The organism is Variovorax sp. NFACC27 (assembly GCF_048301545.1).
GTDB lineage: Bacteria > Pseudomonadota > Gammaproteobacteria > Burkholderiales > Burkholderiaceae_C > Variovorax > Variovorax gossypii.
On the sequence record NZ_CP157613.1, the window covers coordinates 3,802,477 to 3,827,179 of the forward strand.

The window sequence follows — 24,703 nt, forward strand, 5'->3', positions numbered from 1 at the left end:
GAAAATAAAACGTTAAAAATGAAAACGGCCCCGAAAGGGCCGTCGTTGTTTCATTTGCTTTGGGTAAAGCGCTGGTGCGCCCGAGGCCCCATTGAACCGGGCAATCCGCCTTTGAACATGCTGTTGATGGCTTTCATTTGCCGACGGGCGGCGGTCTCGCCGTCGATGGCGCTCAACGCCATCATCACGTCCTGCCGCAGGTACCAGAGTGCTTCGACGTCGGCGGCGAAACGCACGCGCTGACTGACGCGCTGGACCGAGTGGCCCCCATGACCCTGGAGCACCGACAGCATCGCAGTACGGATACGACCGAGCTGGCTCTCCGTCGCCTGGCGGGATCCGAAGCCGGGTACGTTCAGCAGACGAAGAAAGCGGCGCAAGAGCATGGGTGGGAACGGAAAGCGTATTGCCGGAAGCGGGAACGGCCGCTACCTTAAGCCTCAGTTAACCATTCCACAAGATCCGAAACGATGTTTCTTGTTTGTAAACAACACGCTTTACTTATCGTTTTCACTAGTCATTGAATTTTGTTTTCCAAAGTACTACAAGTCTTGAATGGAATGAACCTTTTGCATCTGTTCATTCACAGGTGGCGTATACATATCCCGATCCGATAGTTTTATTTATCGAAGGCGAAGGACAAGCAGGTTTCCTCTCCGGCGCGTGAACGTACATGTGCCAGGAGAACTGCCTGCGTGGAAATGCAGGGAGCCCACGGGCATTTACAACCAGCGATAGAAATCGAGAATCACAAGAGTATGGGTGTCAATTCCACAGTCGTATTCGCGGACTTGACGGGGAGCACGAGGGTCTTCGAGGCCATGGGAAATGCGCGTGCCACCGAGACCGTGACCCGGCTGACGCAGTGGATCGGCGGCGTGTGCCAGGCGCATGGCGGCCGGGTGGTGAAGTCGCTCGGCGATGGCGTGTTCGCCATCTTCACCAGCGGCGCGGCGGCGACGCATGCGGTCATCGAGTTGCAGCGCTATCACCAGAAGCGGCTGCTCGCGTGGCCGGCACCCTTGCGCATGGCGCTGCAGATCGGCGTGGCCAGCGGCGAGGTGGTCGAGGTCGAGGGCGATTGCTACGGCGATGCCGTCAACCTGGCCTCGCGGCTGAGCGACCTGGCCGGCCCGGGCCAGATCTGGGTGACCGCCGCAGTCATCTCCCAATTGCGTGAAGGCTCTGTGCAGCATCGCGACCTCGGCCTCATCAACATCCGCGGGCGCAGCGAGATGTCGGTCGTGCACCGGATCGACTGGCAGGAGGACGTGACGACATTCCTCACCGTGCCCGCCGCGCTGGCTCCCTTGCGCATGCCCGACTCCTCGTTCGGCCAGATCGAGCTGGCTTGGCTCGATGTCCGCTCGATGTTCCGCACGGAGGAGCTTCCGATCCACCTGGGCCGCGTCGACGACGCGCAGTTCGTGGTCAACGACCCCCGCGTCTCGAGGCTTCATGCGCGCATCGAACTGCGGCAGGGCAGCTGCGTGCTGATCGACGTCAGCACCTACGGCACCTGGGTGCGCTTCCACGGCAACGACGGGCCGAGCACCGAGATCGCCCTGCGGCGCGAAGAGTGCGTGCTGCACGGCCGCGGCGAAATCGGCCTGGGCGCTCCGCTGAGCGACTACAGCGCGCCGACCATCGCCTTCAACACCACCAGCGGCGACGTGATGCTCTCGCGCCGCGAAATCGCGCGCTGAACACGGCGCTGTCACCGCTCGCCGCGGTGACGTTTGGCTACCATGCTTGCATGCAATCGGGTGCACCGCGAAGATGCATCCGGCGTTGCGTATCCACCCGGGCGTGTCCGCCCTTGGCCCTGGAGCCACCGTGAACCTCAAACCTCAATCTTCTGTTTTCAAGTGGGCGGCCGTCGGTGCCGTCATCGCCGGCGCGTTGCTGGCTGCTGGAGCCGCAAATGCGCGCGGAAGCTGGTCGGTGCAGATCGGCACCCCCGGCTACGTGGTCGGCGGCTATCCGGCACCGTACTACGCGCCTCCGCCGGTCTACCCGTATCCGGCTCCCATCTATTACGAACCGCCGCCGCCGGTCTACTACCGGCCGGCGCCTCCGGTGTATTACCGTCCGGCTCCGATCTACACCCCGCCGCCCGGTCGCATCTACTACGGCCCCGGCTATCCCTATCGCCCGCCGAACGGCTGGGACGACGAGCGCGATTGACACTGTCGCCTGAATGTTTGCTGAAGCATTGGCATGCCCTCTGGCATGCCAATTTTGTTTCAAGGAGTGACTAAAAAGTCACATTGGCACACATTTTTGTGGCGACCTCGCCAGTTTTGGACACCCGTCCGGTTGTTTTCCGCAGGGGCATGCCGCTTGCCTTGATCCCTCCAACAGGCGTCGATACGCCGCAGGAGCGAGGATCATGCTGGAACAGTTGGAGGCCGAGCGCGCAAGACCGGCCGACGAGGTGGTGTACGTCGCGGAGACAGCGGCAACAGGCGAGCACAGGGCAATTCAGGACGGCTCGCGGCCCCTGAAGGTCGCGGCTGCGTTCTCCATGGCGGCGGCACTGGCCGCATGCGGTGGAGGCGGGGGTGGCGGTGGCTCCGCAGGCGTTGGCTTTCCGATCGGCGGCCTGCCCGGTTCCAACCCCGGTCCGGGCACGACGCCCGACAACGGTCCCTATCACTATCCCCAGGCGCAGAACGACGCCGAGGCCGCCCGCTTCCTGCTGCAGGCCCAGTTCTCCGCCTCGGACGCCGAGATTGCCGCCGTGCGCGCCAAGGGCTACATGCCGTGGCTTAGCGAGCAGCTCGGTGCGGCGCGCCAGCCTTCGGCCTGGGAGTGGGTCAACAGCAAGCCGTACGAGACTGTCAACGCCGATGCCATGATCTGGCGCCAGCTCATGACGGCCGCCGACCCGGTGCGCAAGCGCATGGCGCTGGCACTGAGCGAGATCTTCGTGGTCTCGGGCACCGAGATCGGGTCGAGCTGGCCCACGTCCATGATGGCGCAGTACTGGGACATGCTTGCCAACGGTGTCACCGGCAACTTCCGCCAGCTGCTGGAAGACGTGACGCTGAATCCCGCGATGGGCTTCTACCTCAACACCCGCGGCAACAGGAAGGAAGACAACTCCGGCCGCCAGCCCGACGAGAACTATGCGCGCGAAGTCATGCAGCTCATGACCATCGGCCTCTATCAGCTGGAGAGCAATGGCACGGTGAAGACCGGCGCCGACGGCCAGCCGATCGAGACCTACGTGCAGAGTGACGTCACGAACCTCGCGCGCGTCTTCACCGGCTACGACCTCGACATCCGTGCTGCGGAGCGCAATGCCTTTCGCCCGCCCAACGCCAGCTACACCATCGAGACCAACGCCTGGACCACGCGTCCCATGGCGTACACGGCGGCCAATCACTCGATGCTGGAAGCGCGCTTCCTCGGCGCCACGGTGCCCGCAGGCACGGCCGGCCCGGCGGCATTGAAGATCGCGCTCGACACGCTCTTCAATCACCCGAACGTCGGGCCCTTCATCGGCCGGCAGCTGATCCAGCGGCTGGTCACCAGCAACCCCAGCCCCGCCTACGTGAAGCGCGTGGCCGACACCTTCGCCAACAACGGCGCCGGCGTGCGCGGCGACATGAAGAGCGTGTTCGCCGCCGTGCTGCTCGACGACGAGGCGCGCGGCCCCGCCGGCCTTTCCGACCCGAACTTCGGCCACCTGCGCGAGCCCATGCTGCGGCTCGTGCAATGGGGCCGCACCTTCGGCGTCGGCTCGACGCTCGACACCTGGGACATCGGCAACACCTCCGATCCCAGCCAGAGCCTCGGGCAGTGCCCGCTGCGCTCGCCCTCGGTATTCAACTTCTTCCGGCCCGGCTACGTGCCGCCCTCGACCTCCATCGCCAGCAACAAGATGGTGGCGCCCGAGTTCCAGCTGGTTAACGAGACCAGCGTTGGTGGCTACCTCAACTTCCTCCAGGGCATCCTGCAGAACGGCTTCGACAGCAAGGACGTGATCGCCACATATGCGGCCGAGAAGGCGCTGGTGACCGACCCCGCCGCGCTGGTGCGCCGGCTCAACCTGCTGCTCACGGGCAACCAGCTCTCGGCCGCCACGGTCGCGCTGATCACCGATGCGCTGAGCAAGGCGCCGCTGGTGAACCCCTCGACCGATGCACGCAGGCTCGACCTCATCTGCGCCGGCGTGCTGCTGGTGATGGGCTCGCCCGAATACCTCGTGCAGAAATGAAGAAAGAAGCCGGAGCGAACCGAACATGCACCTGATCGATCCTGCCCGCCACACGCGCCGCGCCTTCCTGCGCCGCTCGGGCCAACTCGCGATGGCCGGCACCGCGCTGCCGTTCGCACTCAACCTCGCCGCCATGGGCGAGGCCGCCGCGCAGGCTGCGCCGGGCGACGACTACAAGGCGCTGGTCTGCGTCTTCCTGTTCGGCGGCAACGACTACGCCAACACCCTGGTCAACTTCGACACCGACAGCTACACGAAGTACAGCACCATCCGCGGCGCCATCGCGCTGCCGTACGACGCAGCGCTCGCAGCCACCGAGCTCAAGCCTGCCGTTTCGCTCGCCAACGGTCGCAAGTACGCGCTGAACCCGGCGATGACCAGGCTCACCACGCTGTTCGACGAAGGCAAGATGGCGGTGCAGCTCAACGTCGGCCCGCTCGTCAAGCCGCTCACGCGCGCGCAGTTCAACGGCACGAACCGCAAGGACTTCCCGATCCCGCCCAAGCTGTTCTCGCACAACGACCAGCAGTCGATCTGGCAGTCGTCCTCGCCCGAGGGCTCCACCATCGGCTGGGGCGGCAACCTCGGCGACCTGATGCTGAGCGGGCAGCGCAACGCGTCGCTGTTCACCTGCATCTCTGTAGCGGGCAACGCGGTGTTCCTCTCGGGCGACGAGGCGCTGCAGTACCAGGTCGGCACGCGCGGCGCGGTGCGCATCAACAGCGTGAGTTCGGCCACCGGCAACGTCTACGGCTCGTCGGCGGTCAAGGCCGCCATGCAGCAGCTGGCGCAGCAGGCGCGCGGCCACACGCTGGAGAACGAATACAACAAGGTCACGCTGCGCGCGGTGGAGGCGGAAGGAAAGATCACCACGGCCATCCAGCCCGACGACCTGAACGCCAACTTCCCGACCAGCAACAACCTGGCCGACCAGCTCAAGATGGTGGCGCGGCTGATCCGCGGGCGCACTTCGCTGGGAGTTAGGCGGCAGGTGTTCTTCGTCTCCATGGGCGGCTACGACCTGCACGACGACCTCGACACCAAGCAGGGTCCGCTGATGCAGCGCCTGTCCGAAGCCCTGTTCGCCTTCCAGCGGCAGATGGAAGCCCTTGGCGTCTCCGACAAGGTGACGGCCTTCACCGCCTCCGACTTCGGCCGCACGCTTTCGAGCAACGGCAACGGCTCCGACCACGGCTGGGGCAGCCATCACTTCGTGGTCGGCGGCGCCAATGCCGTGAAGGGCAAGGCCTTCTACGGCACGCCGCCGCCGGTGAGCGTGGGCAACACCTCCGCCGACGACGACCAGTGGCACGTCGGCCAGGGCCGGCTCCTGCCCACCACATCCGTCGACCAGTACGCCGCAACGCTGGCCAAGTGGTTCGGCGTGCCCGACTCCGACCTCAACGGCATCCTGCCCAACCTGAAGAATTTCAACAACATCACCGCGCCCAGTGGCATCACCTACCTGCGCGACATGGGGTTCATGGCATGAACGCAATGACTGAAATGAGCGCGATGAGCGCAATGAGCTCGATTGGCGGCCTCAACGGCATGGAGGGCGGGGCCAGCGTGGACTTCGGCCCGGAAAGCTCCGTGCCGGAACGCTCCCACTCGCACGGCAGGCACGTGACGCACGTGCGCCCCTTCACCACCGTCGAGGCGGCCATCGCAGCGATCGAATCACTGGACCGCGAACTGAAGAAATTCGAACTCGCGGTGGCCGACAGCCTGCAGGACTACCTGGGCGTGCAGATGGCGCAGATCACCGACTGCGCACTGGCCCGCGGCTGGGAGCCGCTCAGCTTCATCCAGAAGGACGGCTTTCGCGTCTATCGCTACGAGGCGATCCGCTCCGCTCCGCGCGGACTTTCCTCGGCCGAACTGGCGGCGAAGCTGGAACGGCGCAGCCGATCGCGCTCCGCACGATGAACGCGCCTTCTCTGAAACCCTTGCACTGCCTGCTTTCCCTGATCGCGACAAGAAACGAATGAGCCTGAGACACACAGCCACCGCCACCAGCGTCCTCGCCACATTGCTGCTCGCATCGTGCGGCGGTGGAGGAGGCGGGGGCGGTGGAGGAGTGCCTCTGGGCCTGGGCGTACCGGACGCACCCGCGCCCGCGCCCGCGCCTGCCCCTGCGACTGCTCCGGCACCGGCACCGGCTCCCGCATCTGCGCCCACCGCTCTCGAGAGCTGCGGCCTGCCGGACTTCGCGCAGGACACGATCACCCGTGTCAACCAGTTCCGAAGCGAAGCCCGCACCTGCGGAGCCACGCAATTCCCGGCCGCAGCGCCTCTCTCTTGGAACACCAGGCTCGACACCGCGGCCGCGCGCCAGTCGAACGACATGGTCGCGAAGAATGTCTTCGACCACACCGGCTCGGACGGCAGCACCGTGGGCGTGCGCGTCACCGACGCGGGCTACGCATGGTCGGGCGTTGCAGAGAACATCGCGGCGGGCCAGACAAGCGTGGCGTCCGCCATGAACTCCTGGCAGTTGAGCGAAGGCCACTGCCGCAACCTGATGGGCGCGAGCTACAAGCACGTGGCCCTGGCATGCGTGCGCGGCAACTCGGCCAACGCCTATCCGTTCTACTGGACGATGGTGCTCGCCACGCCCTGATTCACGTCACGCGGCCGCCTCGAGCGCCGCGATCACGCCGCGCTCCTCCAGCATCGCGAGATGCCGGGCCACCGCGTAGACGAAGGCGGGCACGCCACCGAGCTCGCCGAACACCGGGGCAAAGCCGGTGAAGAAGGCAACCCGCTCGTGCACCGAGGACGACGCCGCGCCGGCCTGCGCCAGCCGTTCTGCCAGGGCGGCGGCCAGCGGATCCTGGATGTCGTGCAAGGCGCCGGTCTCGTCGACGCCGCGAAGGTAATGGATCCATGCGGCCACGGCCAACGCCAACCGTTCGATCGGCTGCCCGGCCGCGAGCCGGTCGCGCACCGTGCCCAGCAGGCGCTGCGGCAGCTTCTGCGAGCCGTCCATCGCGATCTGCTTCGTCTGGTGCTGCAGGGCGGGGTTCGAAAAGCGCTGCAGCAGCCGCGCACGATAGCCGTCGAGGTCCAGCCCTTGCATCACCGGCAGCGTGGGCGCGATCTCCTCGCGCATCAGCGCGTCGATGTAGGCGCGCAGTTCGGGCACGGCCACCGCGCGGTCCACCGTGTGCAGCCCGGCCATCGCGCCCAGGTACGCCAGCGCCGAATGGCTGCCGTTGACCATGCGCAGCTTCAGCCGCTCGAAAGGCTCGGCGTGCTCGACGAAGCGGGCTCCGCCTGCGGTCCAGTCGGGCCGGCCGTTGGCGAAGCGGTCTTCCACCACCCATTCGAGAAAGGGCTCTCCGACCACCGGCCATGCGTCTTCCTCGCCCAGCCGTGCCGAGATGCGCTCCCGGTCGGCGTCGGTGGTGCGCGGCACGATGCGGTCGACCATCGAGTTGGGAAAGGTGCAGTGCGCGTCGATCCAGTCGTGCAACGCCGGGTCGACCTGCCTTGCGAACGCCAGCACGATGCCGCGCAGCGTGTCGCCGTTGGCGGGCAGGTTGTCGCACGACAGCAGCGTGACCGGCGGCAACTCGCGCTGGCGGCGCAGGTTCAGCGCGTGCACCACGAAGCCGGGCATGGTGCGCGGCGCTTGCGGGTTCGCCAGGTCGTGAGCGATGCCGGCGTCGTCCAGCCGCAATGCGCCGGTGGCCGGGTCGTGGTGGTAGCCCTTCTCGGTGATCGTGAGGCCGACGATGCGCGTGTCCGGATGGGCGATGCGTTCGAGCACGGCCTGCGGGTCTTCCGGCGCGACGAGCACGTCGAGCAGGTTGCCCACCACCTGAAGCGTCTCGCGCGGGCTGCCGTCGTCGGCCGCATCGCGCAGGGCCAGTGTGTAGAGGCCGCCTTGCGGCTGCAGCGCGTCGCGCGTGTCGGCCGCGCGCAGCGAGACGCCGACCGTGCCCCAGCGCAGGTCGCCGCTGGCGTGCAGCGCGGCCTCGTTGACGACGGCGAGGTGCGCGCGGTGGAAGGCGCCCACGCCCAGGTGGACGATGCCGGCGCGCAGCTCGCTGCGCGCGTAGCGCGGCCTCGCAACGTCCGTGGGCAGGTGGGGCAGGGCGTCGGGATGCAGGCGCTTCATGGCGTCGTGTTCTCCGCTCACCAGTTCCAGAGCGTGCCGTCGTGCTGCTGCCGGTTCACCGGCAGGTAGGCGCGCTTGTACGGATACTTTGCGGCGAGCTTCTCGTCGATGTCCACGCCGTGGCCCGGCGCCTCGCCCGGGTGCAGCATGCCGTCGGCAAAGCTGTAGGCGTGCGGGAACACCGCATCGGTCTCTTCCGTGTGGCGCATGTACTCCTGGATGCCGAAGTTGGGCACCCACATGTCGAAGTGCAGCGCCGCGCCCATGCAGGCCGGCGAAAGATCGGTCGCGCCGTGGCAGCCGGTGCGCACCTGGTAGAGCGAGGCCAGGTCGGCGATGCGGCGCAGCTGCGTGATGCCGCCGGCGTGGACCACCGTGGTGCGGATGTAGTCGATCAGCTGGTTCTCGATCAGGTCCTTGCAGTCCCAGATGCTGTTGAAGATCTCGCCCACGGCCAGCGGCGTGGTCGTGTGCTGGCGGATCAGCCTGAAGGATTCCTGGTTCTCGGCCGGCGTGGCGTCTTCCATCCAGAACAGGTTGAAGGGCTCCAGCGCCTTGCCCAGCCGTCCGGCCTCGATGGGCGTCAGGCGGTGGTGAACGTCGTGCAGCAGGTGGATGTCGGGGCCGACCGCGCTGCGCACCGCGTCGAACAGCTTCGGCGTGTGCTCCAGGTACTTGGCGGTCGACCAGTCGTGCTCGCTGGGCAGGTCGGCGTCGGCCGGCTCGTAGAACATGGTGCCGCGGCCCACGCCGTAGACCTTCTCCAGGCCCGGCACGCCGCTCTGCGCGCGGATCGCCAGATAGCCTTCTTCCTTGTAGCGCAGCACTTCTTCCACGGTCTGCTCGATGTCGCGGCCGTTGGCGTGGCCGTACACCATCACGCCGGTGCGGCTCTTGCCGCCGAGCAGCTGGTACAGGGGCAGGTTGGCGGCCTTGGCCTTGATGTCCCACAGCGCAGTGTCGACCGCGGCGATGGCGGTCATGGTCACCGGGCCGCGGCGCCAGTAGGCGCCCTTGTAGAGGTACTGCCAGATGTCCTCGATCTGGTGCGCGTCGCGGCCGATCAGGCAGGGAATGACGTGCTCCGTGAGATAGGCGGCCACGGACAGTTCGCGTCCGTTCAGCGTGGCGTCGCCGATGCCGGTGAGGCCCTCGTCGGTCTCGATCTTCAGGGTGACGAAGTTGCGCCCGGGGCTGCAGACGATGACGCGTGCGTTGGTGATTTTCATTGCGTGCCTGTTGTGCGTGTGTCTTGTTGGGGGAAGAAGAGTGCTCAGCCGTTCCAGCCGAGATGGCCGAGGAAGTCGCGCGTGCGCTCCACGGTCGGGTTTTCGAAGATCTGCTGCGGCGGGCCCTGTTCGATGATGGCGCCGGCCTCGAACACCACCACCCAGTCGGCCACGCGCTTCGCGAAGCCCATCTCGTGGGTCACGACGATCATGGTCATGCCCTCCTGCGCGAGCTTCTGCATCACGCTGAGCACTTCGCCGACGGTCTCGGGGTCGAGTGCCGAAGTGGGCTCGTCGAACAGCATCACCTCGGGCTCCATCGCCAGCGCGCGTGCGATGGCCACGCGCTGCTGCTGGCCGCCCGAAAGATTGGCCGGGAAGTTGCCGGCCTTGTTGGCCAGGCCGACCTTCTCCAGCAGCACCATCGCGCGGGCACGGGCCTTGTCCTCGGGCATGCCCAGCACGGTGACCGGGCCCATGGCCACGTTGTCCAGCGCCGACTTGTGCGGGAACAGCTCGAAGCTCTGGAACACCATGCCCATGCGTTGGCGGACCTTGCGCACCTGCGATTCCTGGGCGGGCAACGGCACGCCGTCGACCAGCACGCGGCCGCCGTCGATGCTTTCCAGCGCGTTCGTGCAGCGCAGCAGGGTGGACTTGCCCGAGCCCGAAGGCCCGATCAGGCACATCACCTCGCCCTTGTGCACCTGCAGCGACACGCCGCGCAGCGCCACGAAGTCGCCGTACATCTTGCGGACGTTCTCGTACACCAGCACCGGCGGCTGGTCGGCGTTCTTGCGCGCGGGCGAGAGGGATGCGGTTGGGGCGATTGCGTTCATTCCTTGACTCCGTACTTGCGGTGAATCCAGTCCACCAGCTTTGCCTGGGGATAGCCCATGAGCCAGTAGATGGCGGCCATGGCGGTGAGCATCTCCAGCACGCGGAAGGTCTGCGCGCGGATCTGCATCGATGTGTAGGCCAGCTCGCCGACGGCGATGACCGAGACCAGCGAGGTGTCCTTGAACAGCGAGATCCAGGTGCTCGCGATCACCGGCAGGATGCGGCGCGCCGCCTGCGGGATCACCACCTTGAACATCGCCTGCCGCCGCGACATGCCCATGGCGAGCGCCGCTTCCATCTGCCCCTTGCGGATCGAGTTGATGCCGGCGCGGAAGGTCTCGGCGTTGTAGGCCGCGATGTTCAGCACCAGAGCCACCAGCGCGGTGGTGATAGGCGAGAACTGCACGTCGAAGGCCATGGGCATCACGTAGAAGGCCCAATAGATGACCAGGATCAGCGGCAGGTTGCGGAAGAACTCCACGAACGCGAGCGAGACGGACTGCAGCAGCCTGTTGGACGACAGGCGCATCAGGGCGAGCACGATGCCGCCCGGCACCGCCAGCAGCATGGTGACGATCGTCAGGCCCACCGTGAGCGCGGCGCCTTCGAGCAGCGCGGCGCGGTGCGTCCAGATCACGGACCAGTCGAAATTCATGTCGGGGTCCTTCGTCTAGGAGCGGCCGAGGTGCGCGAAGCGGCGGTAGAGCCGGTCCACGCCCCGCGTCACGGGGAACAGGATGCAGAAGTAGGCGACCATCACCGCGGTGAACACCTCCACCGGCCGGTAGCTCTGGCCGGCCACGGTCTCGGCGCGGTGCATCAACTCGGGCACCGCGATCACCGTGGCGATGGCCGTGTCCTTGATGGCGATCGTGAGGATCGAGCCGAAGGCCGGCAACATCCGCACGATGGCCTGCGGCAGCAGCACCTTGCGCAGGATCTGCGCGCGCGACATGCCCAGCGCCAGCGCGGCGCGCGTCTGGCCCGGGCGGATCGACTCGATGCCGGCGCGGATCACTTCCGCCGCGTAGGCCGCGATGTGCAGCGTGAGTGCGACCAGCGCCGCCCAGAAGGGCGGGAAGGTCACGTTCGCGATGATCGGGAACGCGAAGTAGATCCAGATCAGTACCACCAGCACCGGAATGGCGCGCATCGAGTCGATGTAGAACACCAGCAGCGGCCGCAGCCAGCGCGGGCCGTACAGCCGCAGCAGCGCGATCGCCAGGCCCGCGAGCAGGCTCGTGACCGCGCTGACGATGCTCAGCAGCACCGTCATGCCCAGGCCGCTGGCGAAGAAGCGCCAGTTGTCCACGATGGGGGAGAAATCGAAGTCCATGCGAGGAAGCTCCGTCAGTTGGAAGGGAAGGGCGCGGCCATCGTCAGAACGTGACCATCACCTTCATCGCGCGCTGCCGGTCGGCCGCCAGCGCGAAGGCTTCGTGCACGCGGGCCACGGGCACGGCGTCGGTGAGCAGCGGCGATACGTCGAGCACGCCGCGGCTGAGGTAGTCGACCGCCCACGCGTATTCGTCGACGAAGCGGAAGCTGCCCACGAAGGAAAGGCTCTTCACCATGATCTGGTTGAAGGGGCAGGCTTTGCTGTTTCCGCTCAGCGTGCCCACCTGCACGATGGTGCCGCGCGGGCGCGTGAGGCGGATGCAGTTGGCCAGCCCCGCGTAGTTGCCCGAGACCTCGAAGCTCGCGTCGACCTGGCCCTTGCCTTCGGCGAGTGCTTCAAGCGCTGCCGGATCCTTCGCGACGTTGATGGTTTGGGTGGCGCCCACGCGGGTGCAGGCTGCGAGCGTCTGGTCGACGATGTCGACCGCGATGAGCCGGCTCGCGCCCGCCAGCTTCGCTGCCATGAGGATCAGCGCGCCGATGGGCCCCGCGCCGACCACCATCACCGTCTTGCCCAGTAGCGAGCCGGCCTCCTGCACTGCGTGCAGCGCCACCGCCAGCGGCTCGCCGAAGGCGGCCAGTTCGAAGGGCAGGCCCTCGGGCACCGGCACGCACTGGCTCGCCTCGACGACCACCTGCTCGCGCATCGCGCCCTGCATGTGGGGCCACTTGCTGGCGCTGCCGAAGAAATGCACGTTCTCGCAGTGGTTGGAGGCACCCATGCGGCAGAAGCGGCACTGGCCGCAGGTGCGCGATGGGTTGACCGCCACGCGGTCGCCCGCGCGCACCGACGTCACCTGCGAGCCCACCTCCAGCACCTGGCCCGAGGCCTCGTGGCCCGGCGTGAGTGGAGCGCGGATCAGGAAGTCGCCGACGCGGCCGTGCTGGTAGTAATGCAGGTCGGAGCCGCAGATGCCCACGGCCTTGATGCCGACGCGCACCTGCGTGGGAGACAGCGCCTCGACGGGAGCGTCTTCCACGCGAAGGTCGCGGGCTCCGTGGATCTGGCAATTCAACATGTTGGGAACCTCGATGAAATGATGGGCAAAGCGTGGCCCACGGGCTCGCCGATGGCGGCGGCCCGGAAGGCTCTGTCGGGGAAATGCGGTGCGCCTCGCGGGGGCGCCCGGCTTACTTCAGGTTCTGCGTCATGCGGCGTTCCTCGGCGGTCACCGCCGGCTGCATGCGCTGCGCCACCGCGCGCAGCCAGTCGAGGTACACCTGCTGGTCCTTGGCCACGCCCATGCCGGCCTGGATCTCGAAGATCTTGCTGTCCTGGCAGTCGTTCTCCTTCGGGAACGCGGCAAGGCCCTTCACCTTCTTGCTGATGTTGGGCCACAGCATGCGGTTGAGCGGCGCCACGTCGGAGCGGCCGGCCAGCACTTCCTCGATGGGCGCGACCGAGCCCGAATTGGCCACGCCGCGCAGCCTGGCCTTGGGGAACTGCTGGCGCACCAGCGGCTCCTCGCCGGCGCCGGAGAAATACGCAACGGTGATCTCGGGCTTGTTGAAATCCTCCAGCGTCTTGGCGCTCGTGAATTTGGGGTTGTCGGCGCGGCCGAACATGCACACGCCGGTGCTGGAGAAGGTCACGAAGTCGATGATCTTCGCGCGCTCGGCCGTCTGGTTCAGCGGGCCGATCATGATGTCCATCTGGTTGGCCACCAGCGCCGGCACCTTGGTCTCGTGGCTCACCGCCACGGGCACCATCTTCACGCCGAGCAGCTTGGCGAACTCCTTGCCGAGCAGCCACGAGGGGCCGGACCAGTCCTCGCCGTCGCCGCTGGTGTTCTGCACGAGCCAGGGCGGGTTGTTGACCACGCCCACGCGCAGCACGCCGGCCTTGCGGATAGCATCGACGCGCGGGCTGGCGCCGGGCGCGGGCGGAGTCTGGGCCAGTGCTGCCGGGCCCAGGGCCAGGAGCGTCGCGGCGACCACGGAGCGGGCCAGGAAAGTAGCGATCTTCATGACGGTCTTCCTTCGGAGTTGCTGGTGTTCGTGCAGGGCGGCGCGGCCGTTCACTGGAGCCCGCCGACGATGCGCGCCTCGTCGGCATCGAGCCGCGCCTTCTGTGCCTTGGCGACATCGCGCAGCCAGTTCAGGTAGGCGGGCTGGTTCTTGTCCACCGCCAGGCCCACGGGCGAGGCCTTCTCGGTGCTCGACTGGCAGTTGTTTTCCTTCGGCAGCACGGCCAGGCCCTTGACCTTGTGCTGCAGCGTGACCCAGGGCACGCGGTTGATCGGCGCGGCATCGGCGCGGCGGGCCATGATTTCCTCGACCGGTGCCGTTGCGCCCGAGCTTGCGACCGCGCGCAGCTTCGCCTGCGGAAAGCGCTGCTTCACCCAGGCCTCTTCGGCGCCGCCGGTGAAGTAGGCGATGGTCACGTCGGGCCGGTTCAGCTCGTCCACCGAGCTCGCCTTGCCCAGCTTCGCGTTGTCGGCGCGGCCGAACATGCACACGCTGGTGGAGGAGTAGATGACGAAGTCGACTACCTTCAGCCGCTCCGGCGTCTCGCCCAGCGGGCTGATGGTCATGTCGACCTGGTTGGCCGCGAGCACCGGCACCTTGGTCTCGTGCGAGACCGGCACGGTGCGCAGCTTCACGCCCAGCTGCTTCGCGTATTCGTTGGCCAGCAGCCAGGCCGGGCCGCTCCAGGGCTCGCCCTGGCCGGTGGTGTTCTCGATGAGCCAGGGCGCGTTCTGCAGCACGCCCACGCGCAGCTCGCCGGCCTTGCGGATCGCGTCGATGCGCGGGCTGGCGCCGGGGGCGGGCTGGGCAGATGCGCCGGTTGCGGCGGCGGCCAGCAAAGTCAGGGCGAAGCAATGCGCGGCGATGCGGCATCGCCGATTGACAGTCGATCTCATGGTTTGTCTCCGTGGTTTTCGGGGTGGCTCCGGCCCCAGGCCGGTCACCGGGTGCCTGCTCTCAGCGCCAGGCTTGCGCGAACTCGCTGATCACGCGCTCGATGTGCGCGCGCATCGCTTTGCGGGCGCCGTCCGCATCGCGTTCCAGCAGCGCGTTGAAAACGCGCTGGTGGTCGTCCTGCGAGGCGCGGCGCAAGGCCGGTGTGTGGAAGTGGGCTTCCAGCTGGGACCAGATCGGCGCCTTGGTGTGGTCCCACACCGCGGTCACCATCTGCAGAAGCACGCTGTTGCCGGTCGACTCGGCAATGCGCAGGTGGAACAGGCGGTCGGCCGCCTCGTTGGCTTCCTTGTCGTGCATCTTCTCGCGCATCTCGGCCAGCGCGCCGTAGATGCGGTCGAGGTCGCTGTCCTTGCGGCTCTCGGCGGCCACCGCCGCGATCTCGCCCTCGATCAGGCAGCGCGCGCGCAGCAGCTCGAAGGGGCCCGGGCCGGGCGAGAGGGTGTAGGCCGAAGGCGGCGCGGCAGCGCCGGGCGCCGGCGCGCAGACATAGATGCCCGAGCCGCCGCGCACTTCGACGTTGCCCTGGATCTCCAGGACGATGATCGCCTCGCGCACCAGCGTGCGGCTCACGTTGAAGCGGTCGGCCAGCGCGCGCTCGGACGGAAGGCGGTCGCCCACCTTGAATTCACCCTCGGTGATGAGGGCGGCGATGCCGGCCGCGAGCTTCTGGTACGAGCGGTCGGAATCCGGCTCGCTCGCAGGCAGGCGTGGGAGTTCGTGGATGGTTGCCATGTGGTGAGCCAGTTTAGAAGTGGTTCACCAATTTCCCGATAGTGGTTTACCACTAGGCTGCACGCGGGCAGCCGGACGGAGCCGGCTCAGCGCTGCGCGAGGATGCGCTCGAGCTTCTCGATGTCGATCGGCTTCTGCAGGTGGTGGTCGAACAGTCCCTCGGCCGACTGGCCGGCCATGTCCTGCGCCGAGAAGCCGGTCACGGCAACCAGCAGCTTCGGCGTGCCCTCGGCCTTGCTCTCGCGCAGCCGGCGGGCCACCTCGGTGCCCGGCATGTCGGGCAGGCCGAGATCGATCAGCGCGGCGTCGAAGCTCTCGGCGGCGGCCGCGTCCAGCGCCTGCTGCGCCGAGTAGGTGCAGCGCGCCGTGTGGTCGTGCAGGCCCAGCAGCTCCTGCAGCAGGTCGGCCGAAGCCTTGTTGTCGTCGACGATCAGCACGTTCACGGGAAGTCTTCTTTCAGGTCAATCGGTAAGGTCGGATCAGGCCGGGCACGGCTATGTTCCATGGCCCGCGCCATCGGCGGCGTCGGGCGCGCGCAGCGGCAACTCGACCACGAAGCGCGAGCCTTCGCCCGGCGCGCTCTCCACGGCGATCCGCCCGCCGTGCAGGTCGACGATCTTGCGCGTGATGTAGAGCCCCAGGCCCAGACCCGCCGCGTGCTTGCGGCTGACGTCGGTGCGCTCGAACTGCTCGAAGATCCGCCCCTGGTCCTCGGGCGCAATGCCGATGCCCTGGTCGCGCACGGCCACCTGGGCGCTGTTTCCCAGCTGCTGCACGACCATCTCGACCGGCTTGCCGCCGCCGTAGCGCAGCGCGTTGGTCAGCAGGTTGGTCAGCACCTGTTCGATGCGGAATTCGTCCCACGCGCCGCGCAGCTCGGCCGGCGCCGACAGCGTGATGACCGTGCCGGCGGACTCGGCCTGCTGGTGCAGGTTCTCCACCACCGCCTGCGCGAGCGCAGCGAGATCCACCGGCTGCGGCTTGATCGACAGCGCGTCGCGCCGCATGCGCGTGACGTCGAGCATGTCGTCGATCAGCCGCACCATGTTGCGGATCTGCCGCTGGTCGCGCTCGATCATCGCGGGCAGCCGCTCGGGCGCGAAGCTGTCGAGCTTGCCCTTCGACAGGTGCAGCTGGCGCAGCTGCGCCTCGAGGTAGAGCGTGTTGAGCGGCGTGCGCAGCTCGTGCGACACCATCGACATGAAGTCGTCGCGCATGCGCACCGCGTGCTCCAGCTCGTGCTGCGTCTGCTGCAGCTGCTGCACCAGCTCTTCCTGCTTCTTGTGTGCGGCGGCGAGCGAGTCCATCTCGTGCCGAAGCGCCTTGCGGTGCTGGTAGAGATCGACGAACACGTTCACCTTGCTGACCACCGCGTGCGGGTCGAGCGGCTTGTGCAGGAAGTCGACCGCGCCGCTCTCGTAGCCCTGGAAGGCGTAGTTCAGTTCGCGCCCGGCGGCGCTCACGAAGATGATCGGGATGTGCCGCGTGCGCTCGGTGCCGCGCATCAGCTCGGCCAGCTCGAAGCCGTTCATGCCGGGCATCTGCACGTCGACGATGGCGAGCGCGAATTCGTGCTCCAGCAGCAGCGCCAGCGCGGCGTCGGCCGATCCGGCACGGTAGGCAGTGCGCCCGGGCGCGCGGATCAGCGCTTCCAGTGCCAGCAGGTTCTCCGGCAGGTCGTCCACGAGCAGCAGCTTGCTTTCGATGTCAATGTTCACGGACGGCCTCCAGTTGGAGCAGCAGGTTGCGCAGTTCGCGCAAGGGCAGCACGTAGTCGGGAATGTGGCGCGCGATGGCGGCGAGGGGCATGGTGGGAATCTGGGCCTCCTTGGGTTCCTGCACGGCGGTGAGCCCGCCGGCCAGGTGGATCCGGTGCAGGCCCTCGGCCCCGTCGTCGTTCGCGCCGGTCAGCAGGAAGCCGGCGAGGGCGGGGCCGTAGGCATCGGCGGCGGAGGCCATCAGCACGTCGATGGACGGCCGCGAGAACAGCACCGGCGGCTCGCAGCTCAGCGAGAACGAGCGCTCGCGTTCTATCGACAGGTGGTAGCCGGGCGGCGCGAAGTACAGGCTGCCGTCGGTCAGCGGCATCTTGTCGTTGGCCTCGCGCACCGGAATCGGCAGGCGCTGCGCGAAGATCTCGGCGAGATGGCTCTCGTGCTCCTCGGGCAGGTGCAGGACCACCGCCATCGGGATGTGCCAGCCGGCCGGCAGGTCGTGCAGCAGCGTGGAGAGCGCGTCTATGCCGCCGGCCGAGGCGCCCAGCACCACGGCATCCACGCGCTTGCGAACGGGCGAGCGCAGGTGGCGCTTCATCTGGCCTGTCATGCGGCCTTCTTGCGGTAGATGCGCTCGGCACGCGCGTGCGTGTCGAAGCGGTCGGAGTAGCCTGAGAAGTCGATGCTTTCCTTCGACCCAAGCCCGAGGAAGCCGCGATGCGACAGCGACTCGTGGAACAGGCCCAGCGCCCGGTCCTGCAGCTCGCGGTTGAAGTAGATCAGCACGTTGCGGCACGACACGAGCTGCGTCTCGGCGAACACGCTGTCGGTCGCCAGGCTGTGGTCGGCGAAGATCACGTCGGCGCACAGCGTGGGGTCGAAGCGCGCCGCCTCGTAGGCGGCGGTGTAGTAGTCGGAGAACGCGCTGCGCCCGCCCGCGCGCTGGTAGTTGGTGGTGTAGCCCCGGATGGCCTCCAGCGGGAAGATGCCCTGGCGCGCCTTCTCGAGCGAGGCCGGGTTGATGTCGGTGGCGTAGATCTGCGTGCGCGCGAGCAGGCCTTCCTCGCGCAGCAGGATGGCCAGCGAGAACACTTCCTCGCCGGTGCTGCAGCCCGCCACCCACACCTTGACCGAAGGGTAGGTGTGCAGGATCGGCACCACGTGCTGCCGCAGCGCCAGGAAATAGGCCGGGTCGCGGAACATCTCGCTCACCGGGATCGTCAGGAACTGCAGCAGCCGGCCGAAGAGCGCGGGGTCGCGCAGCACGCGTTCCTGCAGCGCCGAGATGCTGGGCAGCCCGAGCTGGTCGAGCGCGTGCATCACGCGGCGCTTCTGCGAGGCCACCGTGTAGTTGCGGAAGTCGTAGCTGTACTTGAGGTAGATCGCCTCCATCAGCAGGCGCAGCTCGATCTCGGTGTCGCTCAGCGGCTGCAGCGGCGCAGGCGTGGGCCTGGGCGAGGGGGGCGGAGGGGCAGGGCGGCTCACAGGCGCTCCATCTTCGGCATCCACACGCGCAGCAACGAGAACAGCCGCTCCAGGTCCACCGGCTTGGCAAGGTAGTCGTTGGCGCCGGCGGCCAGGCACTGCTCTCGGTCGTCCTTGGTGGCCTTGGCGGTGATGGCGATCACCGGCATCTTCTCGAAGCGCGGATCGCCGCGCAGGCGGCGCGTGGCTTCGAGGCCGTCCATCTCCGGCATCATGATGTCCATCAGCACGAGGTCGATCTCGCTCACCTGGTCGAGCTTCTCCAGCGCCTCGCGGCCGTTGCGGCCGATCTCCACGATGGCGCCGCGCTGCTCCAGCGCGCTGGTGAGCGCGAAGATGTTGCGCACGTCGTCGTCCACCAGCAGGATGGTGCGGCCCTCGAAGATGCGGTCGCGCCCGCGCGCCGTCTTCAGCATGCCCTGGCGCTCGCTCGAAAGCTCGGCCTCCACCTTGTGCAGGAACAGCGTCACCTCGTCGAGCAGGCGCTCTGGGGAGCGCGCGCCCTTGATGATGATCGAGCGCGAGTAGCGCTGCAGCTCGGTCTCTTCGTCGCGCGTGAGGTTGCGCCCGGTGTAGACGATGACCGGCGGGAACGACACGATCTCTTCCGCCGCCATGGCCTTCAGCAGCTCGCTGCCCTGCATGTCGGGCAGCTTCAGGTCGGTGATCATGCAGTCGAACACACGGGTGCGCAGCAGCTCCAGCGCCTCTTCGCCGGAGCCGACGGCGACGATCTCAATGTCGTCGTCGCCGATCAGCCTGATGACGCTCTCGCGCTGCAGCTCGTCGTCTTCCACCAGCAGCACGACCTTGACCTTCTGCGTGAGCTTTTCCTCCAGCCGGCCGAACACCTTCATCAGCTCGGCGCGGGTGGCAGGCTTCAGCGCATAGCCGACGGCGCCCATCTGCAGCGCCGCGCCCTGTGCGCTCTCGGCGGCGGAGACCACGTGGATCGGAATGTGCCGGGTGTGCGGCGAATCCTTCAGCCGCTGCAGCACGTCCAGGCCGGTGCTGTCGGGCAGGCGCATGTCCAGCAGGATGGCGTCGGGCAGGAACTGCGTGGCCAGGTCGAAGCCGTCGGCCGCGCCGTGCGCCACGAGGCAGCGGTAGCCGAGCTCGTGCGCCAGGTCGTAGAGGATGTGCGCGAACTGGGGCTCGTCCTCGATCACGAGCACGCGGCGCACCTGGTCGCGGGGCAGTGCGCGGTCGTCGGCGAACTGCGGCGCGGGTACCGGGGACGGGGGCTTGGGGGCCAGCGGAGCCTGCGCGTGTGCATGTGCGTTTGCATGCGCGGGCGAGTGTGCGGCTCTCGGCGTGTAGATCGCCGGCTGCTGCGGTTGTTGCTGCGTCGCCGATGCCTGCGGAGCCACGGCAGGCAACTGCAGCGTGAAGGTGCTGCCCTGGCCCGCCGTGCTTTCGACGGTGAGCGTGCCGCCCAGCAGCTGCGTGAGGTCGCGCGAGATCGACAGGCCCAGCCCGGTGCCGCCGTAGCGCCGGCTGGTGGTGCCGTCGGCCTGGCGGAAGGCCTCGAAGATCAGCTCGTGCTGCTGCGGATCGATGCCGATGCCCGAGTCGGACACCGCGAACGCGGCCCCGCCGCCGGCGGCCGGCGAGATGACCAGCGCTACTTCGCCGCTGTCGGTGAACTTGATCGCATTCGACAGCAGGTTCTTCAGGATCTGCTCCACCCGCTGCCGGTCGGTGAGCAGCGTGACCGGCGCGTCGGGCCGCACTTCCAGCCTGAAGCGCAGGCTCTTCTGCATGGCGAGCGGGCCGAAGGTGCTTTCCAGGCCGTTGGCGAGCTTGGCCAGCGTCACGTCTTCGGGCACCACTTCGAGCTTGCCGGCTTCGACCTTCGCGATGTCGAGGATGTCGTTGATGAGCACCAGCAAGTCGTTGCCCGAGGAATAGATCGACTCCGCGAACTTCACCTGCTCGCTCGTGAGGTTGCCCTGCGGGTTGTCGCCCAGCAGCTTGGCGAGGATGAGCGCGCTGTTGAGCGGCGTGCGCAGCTCGTGCGACATGTTGGCGAGAAATTCGGACTTGTAGCGGCTGGCGCGTTGCAGCTCGTCGGCGCGGTCTTCCAGGTCGCGCTGCACGCGTCGCAGCGCGGTGTTGCGCTGGTCGAGCGCCTCGGTGCGCTCGGAAAGCTGGCTGTTGGTCTGCTCCAGCTCGGCCTGCTGGTTCTCCAGCATGGCCTGCGAGGCGCGCAGCGCGCGCGACTGTTCTTCCAGTTCCTCGTTGGCGGTGCGCAGCTCTTCCTGCTGCACCTGCAGCTCCTCGTTGAGCTGCTGGGTCTCGGCCAGCACGTCCTGCAGCTGCTCGCGGTAGCGCGCCGCGGCCAGCGAGGTGCCGATGTCGTCGGCCACCAGGTCGACCAGCTGGTTGCCGCGCTCGTCCAGCGCGCCGGGCAGGCCGAGCTCGACCACGCCGTTGACCATGCCGCTGCTCGCCACGGGCAGCAGCAGCACCGCCTTCGGTGCCATTTCGCCCAGGCCCGAGTTGACCTTCAGGTAGTCGGCGTCGACCGGGTCGAGCAGCATGCGCCGCCGTTCGGCCGCCGCCTGGCCGATCAGGCTCTCGGTGGGCGAGAAGACCTGCGGCGTGGCTTCGGCGGCGCTCGAGAAGCCGTAGCTGGCCGCCCGGCGCAGCGGGCCGTGGCGCTCGCGCACGTAGATGGCGCCGACCGACGTGCCCAGGTGCCGCGAGAAGAAGGCGAGGATCTTGCGGCCCATGTCCGGTGCGCTGAGCTCGCCGACGAGCTCGCCCACCAGTTCGGTCTGCGCGCCGCGCAGCCAGGCCTCGTGGGCGAGGCGGTCGGCGTGGTCGGACTGCTCCTTGAGCACCACGTCGTAGCTTTCCGACAGCAGCATCAGCTGGCGCCGTCCGAAGTAGGCCACCAGCCCGGTGAAGCTCAGTGTGAACAGCAGGAACAGCCCGACGACCCACCAGGCGGTGCGGTTGGCCTCGTTGTTGCGCTGGAAGCGCAGGGCCTGCTCGGTTTCCATGAAGGCGGTGAACTCGGCGCGCATGCTGTCGGTCAGCCGCTTGCCCCGGCCCAGGCGCACCACCATCTGGGCGTTCTCTCCCTTGCGGTGCGCCGCGATCAGCTCGGCGGCGTATTCGTTCCAGCTGCTCTGGATTGCGGCGATGCGGTCGACACGATCCACCTGCTGCCGGTTGTCCGACACCAGCTCGCGCAGCGCGGCCGTATCGGCCTTGACGCGGGGCAGGGCGCTTTGGTACGGCTCCAGGAAGCTCTCGTCGCTGGTGATCAGGAAGCCGCGCATGCCGGTTTCCATGTCGATGCTCTGGCGCTGCAGTTCGCTGGCGGCGCGGGTGACGCGGTCGGTGTGCTCGACCCAGCCGATGGTCGATAGCAGGAACAGGATCAGCCCGACGAACACCACCGCCCCGAACAGACCGCCGATCAGAGGGAGCTTGATGTTGCGGCTCAGCAGACGCTCGAAATCGTCAGGGTCGATCGCGGTTGGAGTTTTCATTGGCGCTGTTCGTAAGCAAAACTGTAAGCAAAACTCATGAAGTCTTGCCGATAAATACGCGTGTCCCTGTCGGAGAAGACCCCGTCAGGGCACCCGGGCAGACGCGGGGACGCGGCTCGCGTCGCTATACTGTAATTTCATACAGTTGATGCCAGATGGGCTCCGAACCCTCCCGTCCGCGAGACGCGGCCCCCGTTGTTGCCGAGCACGTAGTTTCCGTCAAGGCGCTGTGCGCCTTCGGCGCGAAGGCGGGCGACCTCGACCTGCGCTTCGTGCCCGCGCCCAGCGCGCTCGAAGGCATGGCGGGGCATGCGCTGGTGCAGCACCGGCGCGACCCCGAGCACTACGCCTGCGAGGTCGGGCTCGAAGCCAGCTGCGGCGCGCTACGCGTGCGCGGGCGGGCCGACGGCTACGAGGCGCGCAGCGCCCGCGTCGAGGAAATCAAGACCTTCCGCGGCGACTTCGACGCCATCCGCGGCAACCATCGCGCGCTGCACTGGGCCCAGGCCCGCACCTACGGCTGGATGCTCTGCGAGCAGCACGGCCACGACGCGATGACGGTCGCGCTGGTGTACCTCGACCTCGCCACCGGCGACGAGACCGTGCTCGAGGAGCACCACACCCGCGAAGCGCTGAAGGAGCACTTCGAGCAGCTTTGCGGCCGCTACAGCGACTGGGCGAGAAGAGAAGCCGCCCATCGCGAGGCGCTGGACGCCACGCTGGAGCGGCTCGAATTTCCGCACCGCGCCTTCCGAGCCGGCCAGCGCGAACTGGCCGAGGCCGTCTACCGCGCGGCCGTGGGCGGGCGCTGCCTGATGGCGCAGGCGCCCACGGGCATCGGCAAGACGCTGGCCACGATCTTCCCGATGCTCAAGGCCCGCGCGGCACGAAGAATCGACAGGCTCTTCTTCCTCACGGCCAAGACTTCCGGCCGGCCGGTCGCACTCGATGCGCTGCGCGTGCTCGACAGGGGCCAGGGGCGGGGCAGGCTGCGCGTGCTCGAGCTCGCGGCCCGCGAGAAGGTCTGCGAATACCCCGACCGCGCCTGCCACGGCGATGCCTGCCCGCTTGCGCGAGGCTTCTACGACCGCCTTCCGGCCGCGCGCGAGCAGGCCGCGCAGGTGGCATGGCTCGATCGCGAGGCGCTGCGCGACATCGCACTCACGCACGAGGTGTGCCCCTATTTCCTCGCGCAGGAAATGGCGCACTGGGCCGACGCCATCGTCGGCGACTACAACTACTACTTCGACGGCAGCGCCTTCCTCTACGCCACCATGCGCGATGCCGACTGGCGCGCGGCCGTGCTGGTGGACGAGGCCCACAACCTGCTGGAGCGCGCGCGCGGCATGTACACCGCGCAGCTCGAAGGCGGCGCGCTCGAGGAAGCGCACCGCGCGGCGCCGGCCGCGCTGCGCGGCCCGCTGGCACGCCTGTTCCGCGAATGGGACACGGTGCAGCAGTCGCAGGTGGCCGACTACGAAACCGCCGACGAGATTCCCGAGCGGTTCCTGCGCACCCTGCAGGCCGCCAACACCGCCATGGCCGAATACTTCGCGGCCACGCCCGAAGCCTCGCAGGGGCCGCTGCAGCGCTTCTTCTTCGACGCGCTGCACTTCGCCCGGCTGGCCGAGGCCTTCGGCGACCATTCGGTGTTCGAGCGCACGCTGGGCGCCACCCAGCAGGACCGCGGCCTCGCCATCCGCAACCTGGTGCCCGCGCCGTTCCTCCAGACGCGCTTCGGCGACGCGGTGTCGGTCACCTGCTTCTCGGGCACGCTGTCGCCCTTCGAGTTCTACCGCGACGCGCTGGGCCTGCCCGAAGACACCGCGCTGCTCGACGTCGCCTCGCCCTTCGACAGCACCCAGCTTCGCGTCGAAGTGGCAACGCACGTGTCGACGCGCTTCCGAGACCGGGCGGGCTCGCTGCGCGACGTGGCCGACATCATCGGCGCGCAGTTCGAGCGCCTGCCGGGCAATTACCTGGCCTTCTTCAGCAGCTTCGACTACCTGGAGAAAGCCTGCGCCGCCTTTTCGCGGCGACACCCCGGCGTGCCCGTGTGGACGCAGACGCGCGGCATGCGCGAGGCCGACCGCCAGGATTTCGTGGCGCGTTTCGAGGAGGGCGGCCGGGGCGTCGGCTTCGCGGTGCTCGGCGGTGCCTTCGGCGAGGGCATCGACCTGCCGGGCAGCCGGCTGATCGGCGCCTTCGTGGCCAGCCTCGGCCTGCCGCAATACAACCAGCTCAACGAGATCACGCGCGAGCGCATGCAGGCGCGCTTCGGCAAGGGCTACGAATACACCTATCTCTACCCGGGCCTGCAGAAGGTGGTGCAGGCCGCCGGCCGCGTGATCCGCACCGAGGAAGACCGGGGCGTGCTGCACCTGCTCGACGACCGCTTCGCACGCGCGGAGATCCGCGAACTGCTGCCGCGCTGGTGGCATGTGCGGCTGGCGAGGCACGAAGACGATGCGTACCTTTAGGTCGAATCCGATTCGGATCGGGCGCAATTGCAAACTATTGAAGGT

Annotated in this window: 22 protein-coding genes; 7 read left to right on the plus strand and 15 right to left on the minus strand. The window is 67.8% G+C overall.

Features of this window, described 5'->3' with window-relative positions:
• Positions 1 to 50: 50 nt before the first annotated feature.
• Complete coding sequence (locus tag ABL840_RS17855) at positions 51 to 386, minus strand: hypothetical protein (RefSeq protein WP_093195286.1); 336 nt, start codon at positions 384 to 386, stop codon at positions 51 to 53.
• 372 nt (positions 387 to 758) lie between these two features.
• On the opposite strand from ABL840_RS17855, the gene ABL840_RS17860 reads away from it, so the two are divergent.
• The 6 genes from ABL840_RS17860 (at position 759) to ABL840_RS17885 (ending at position 6,848) form a co-directional block, all read left to right on the plus strand.
• Positions 759 to 1,706, plus strand: a complete 948-nt coding sequence (locus tag ABL840_RS17860) for an adenylate/guanylate cyclase domain-containing protein (RefSeq protein ID WP_093195285.1) — start codon at positions 759 to 761, stop codon at positions 1,704 to 1,706.
• A gap of 130 nt (positions 1,707 to 1,836) precedes the next feature.
• Positions 1,837 to 2,187: a hypothetical protein gene (locus ABL840_RS17865; protein ID WP_093303106.1), complete on the plus strand. Its 351-nt coding sequence runs from the start codon at positions 1,837 to 1,839 to the stop codon at positions 2,185 to 2,187.
• 205 nt (positions 2,188 to 2,392) lie between these two features.
• Entirely contained in the window at positions 2,393 to 4,225 is a 1,833-nt protein-coding gene (locus tag ABL840_RS17870; protein ID WP_093303108.1) for a DUF1800 domain-containing protein, read from the plus strand.
• A 25-nt stretch (positions 4,226 to 4,250) separates the two neighbouring features.
• Positions 4,251 to 5,717, plus strand: coding sequence for a DUF1501 domain-containing protein (locus tag ABL840_RS17875; protein ID WP_093303111.1), 1,467 nt, complete (start codon positions 4,251 to 4,253; stop codon positions 5,715 to 5,717).
• A gap of 14 nt (positions 5,718 to 5,731) precedes the next feature.
• On the plus strand, positions 5,732 to 6,154 hold the full coding sequence (locus ABL840_RS17880) for a hypothetical protein (RefSeq protein WP_418116319.1): 423 nt from the start codon (positions 5,732 to 5,734) through the stop codon (positions 6,152 to 6,154).
• 58 nt (positions 6,155 to 6,212) lie between these two features.
• Positions 6,213 to 6,848, plus strand: coding sequence for a CAP domain-containing protein (locus ABL840_RS17885; protein ID WP_103893591.1), 636 nt, complete (start codon positions 6,213 to 6,215; stop codon positions 6,846 to 6,848).
• 6 nt (positions 6,849 to 6,854) lie between these two features.
• Here ABL840_RS17885 and ABL840_RS17890 read toward each other — a convergent pair whose 3' ends face one another.
• From ABL840_RS17890 to ABL840_RS17955, 14 genes are all read right to left on the minus strand, one after another.
• Positions 6,855 to 8,351, minus strand: a complete 1,497-nt coding sequence (locus ABL840_RS17890; protein WP_093303114.1) for a mannitol dehydrogenase family protein — start codon at positions 8,349 to 8,351, stop codon at positions 6,855 to 6,857.
• 17 nt (positions 8,352 to 8,368) lie between these two features.
• A complete protein-coding gene (manD, locus tag ABL840_RS17895) occupies positions 8,369 to 9,580 on the minus strand; it encodes a D-mannonate dehydratase ManD (RefSeq protein ID WP_093195279.1) in 1,212 nt (403 codons plus the stop codon).
• A 44-nt stretch (positions 9,581 to 9,624) separates the two neighbouring features.
• Positions 9,625 to 10,419, minus strand: coding sequence for an amino acid ABC transporter ATP-binding protein (locus ABL840_RS17900; RefSeq protein ID WP_093195278.1), 795 nt, complete (start codon positions 10,417 to 10,419; stop codon positions 9,625 to 9,627).
• Positions 10,416 to 11,075: an amino acid ABC transporter permease gene (locus tag ABL840_RS17905; RefSeq protein WP_093195277.1), complete on the minus strand. Its 660-nt coding sequence runs from the start codon at positions 11,073 to 11,075 to the stop codon at positions 10,416 to 10,418. Before ABL840_RS17905 ends, ABL840_RS17900 begins: the two co-directional genes overlap by 4 nt.
• 15 nt (positions 11,076 to 11,090) lie before the next feature.
• Positions 11,091 to 11,756 (minus strand): amino acid ABC transporter permease, encoded by a 666-nt coding sequence (locus ABL840_RS17910; protein ID WP_093303117.1) that lies wholly within the window; start codon positions 11,754 to 11,756, stop codon positions 11,091 to 11,093.
• A gap of 43 nt (positions 11,757 to 11,799) precedes the next feature.
• The gene (locus ABL840_RS17915; protein WP_093303119.1) at positions 11,800 to 12,837 is read right to left on the minus strand and encodes an L-idonate 5-dehydrogenase; all 1,038 of its coding nucleotides are present in this window, start codon (positions 12,835 to 12,837) and stop codon (positions 11,800 to 11,802) included.
• Positions 12,838 to 12,949: 112 nt separating this feature from the next.
• Positions 12,950 to 13,786, minus strand: a complete 837-nt coding sequence (locus tag ABL840_RS17920; RefSeq protein WP_093303121.1) for a substrate-binding periplasmic protein — start codon at positions 13,784 to 13,786, stop codon at positions 12,950 to 12,952.
• Positions 13,787 to 13,836: 50 nt separating this feature from the next.
• The gene (locus tag ABL840_RS17925; protein ID WP_093303123.1) at positions 13,837 to 14,682 is read right to left on the minus strand and encodes a substrate-binding periplasmic protein; all 846 of its coding nucleotides are present in this window, start codon (positions 14,680 to 14,682) and stop codon (positions 13,837 to 13,839) included.
• A gap of 61 nt (positions 14,683 to 14,743) precedes the next feature.
• Positions 14,744 to 15,475 carry a FadR/GntR family transcriptional regulator gene (locus tag ABL840_RS17930; protein WP_093195272.1) on the minus strand — a complete coding sequence of 244 codons (732 nt, stop codon included), beginning with the start codon at positions 15,473 to 15,475 and terminating at the stop codon, positions 14,744 to 14,746.
• 86 nt (positions 15,476 to 15,561) lie between these two features.
• Positions 15,562 to 15,918 (minus strand): response regulator, encoded by a 357-nt coding sequence (locus ABL840_RS17935; RefSeq protein ID WP_093303126.1) that lies wholly within the window; start codon positions 15,916 to 15,918, stop codon positions 15,562 to 15,564.
• A gap of 51 nt (positions 15,919 to 15,969) precedes the next feature.
• A complete protein-coding gene (locus tag ABL840_RS17940) occupies positions 15,970 to 17,193 on the minus strand; it encodes a hybrid sensor histidine kinase/response regulator (protein WP_093303127.1) in 1,224 nt (407 codons plus the stop codon).
• Entirely contained in the window at positions 17,183 to 17,800 is a 618-nt protein-coding gene (locus ABL840_RS17945) for a chemotaxis protein CheB (protein WP_240652017.1), read from the minus strand. Before ABL840_RS17945 ends, ABL840_RS17940 begins: the two co-directional genes overlap by 11 nt.
• Complete coding sequence (locus ABL840_RS17950; protein WP_176947511.1) at positions 17,797 to 18,582, minus strand: CheR family methyltransferase; 786 nt, start codon at positions 18,580 to 18,582, stop codon at positions 17,797 to 17,799. Before ABL840_RS17950 ends, ABL840_RS17945 begins: the two co-directional genes overlap by 4 nt.
• An 89-nt stretch (positions 18,583 to 18,671) precedes the next feature.
• Complete coding sequence (locus tag ABL840_RS17955; RefSeq protein WP_093303129.1) at positions 18,672 to 22,178, minus strand: response regulator; 3,507 nt, start codon at positions 22,176 to 22,178, stop codon at positions 18,672 to 18,674.
• Between the two features lie 155 nt (positions 22,179 to 22,333).
• Between ABL840_RS17955 and ABL840_RS17960 the strand changes: the two genes are divergently transcribed.
• Entirely contained in the window at positions 22,334 to 24,658 is a 2,325-nt protein-coding gene (locus ABL840_RS17960) for an ATP-dependent DNA helicase (protein WP_093303130.1), read from the plus strand.
• The last annotated feature ends 45 nt before the right edge of the window (positions 24,659 to 24,703 follow it).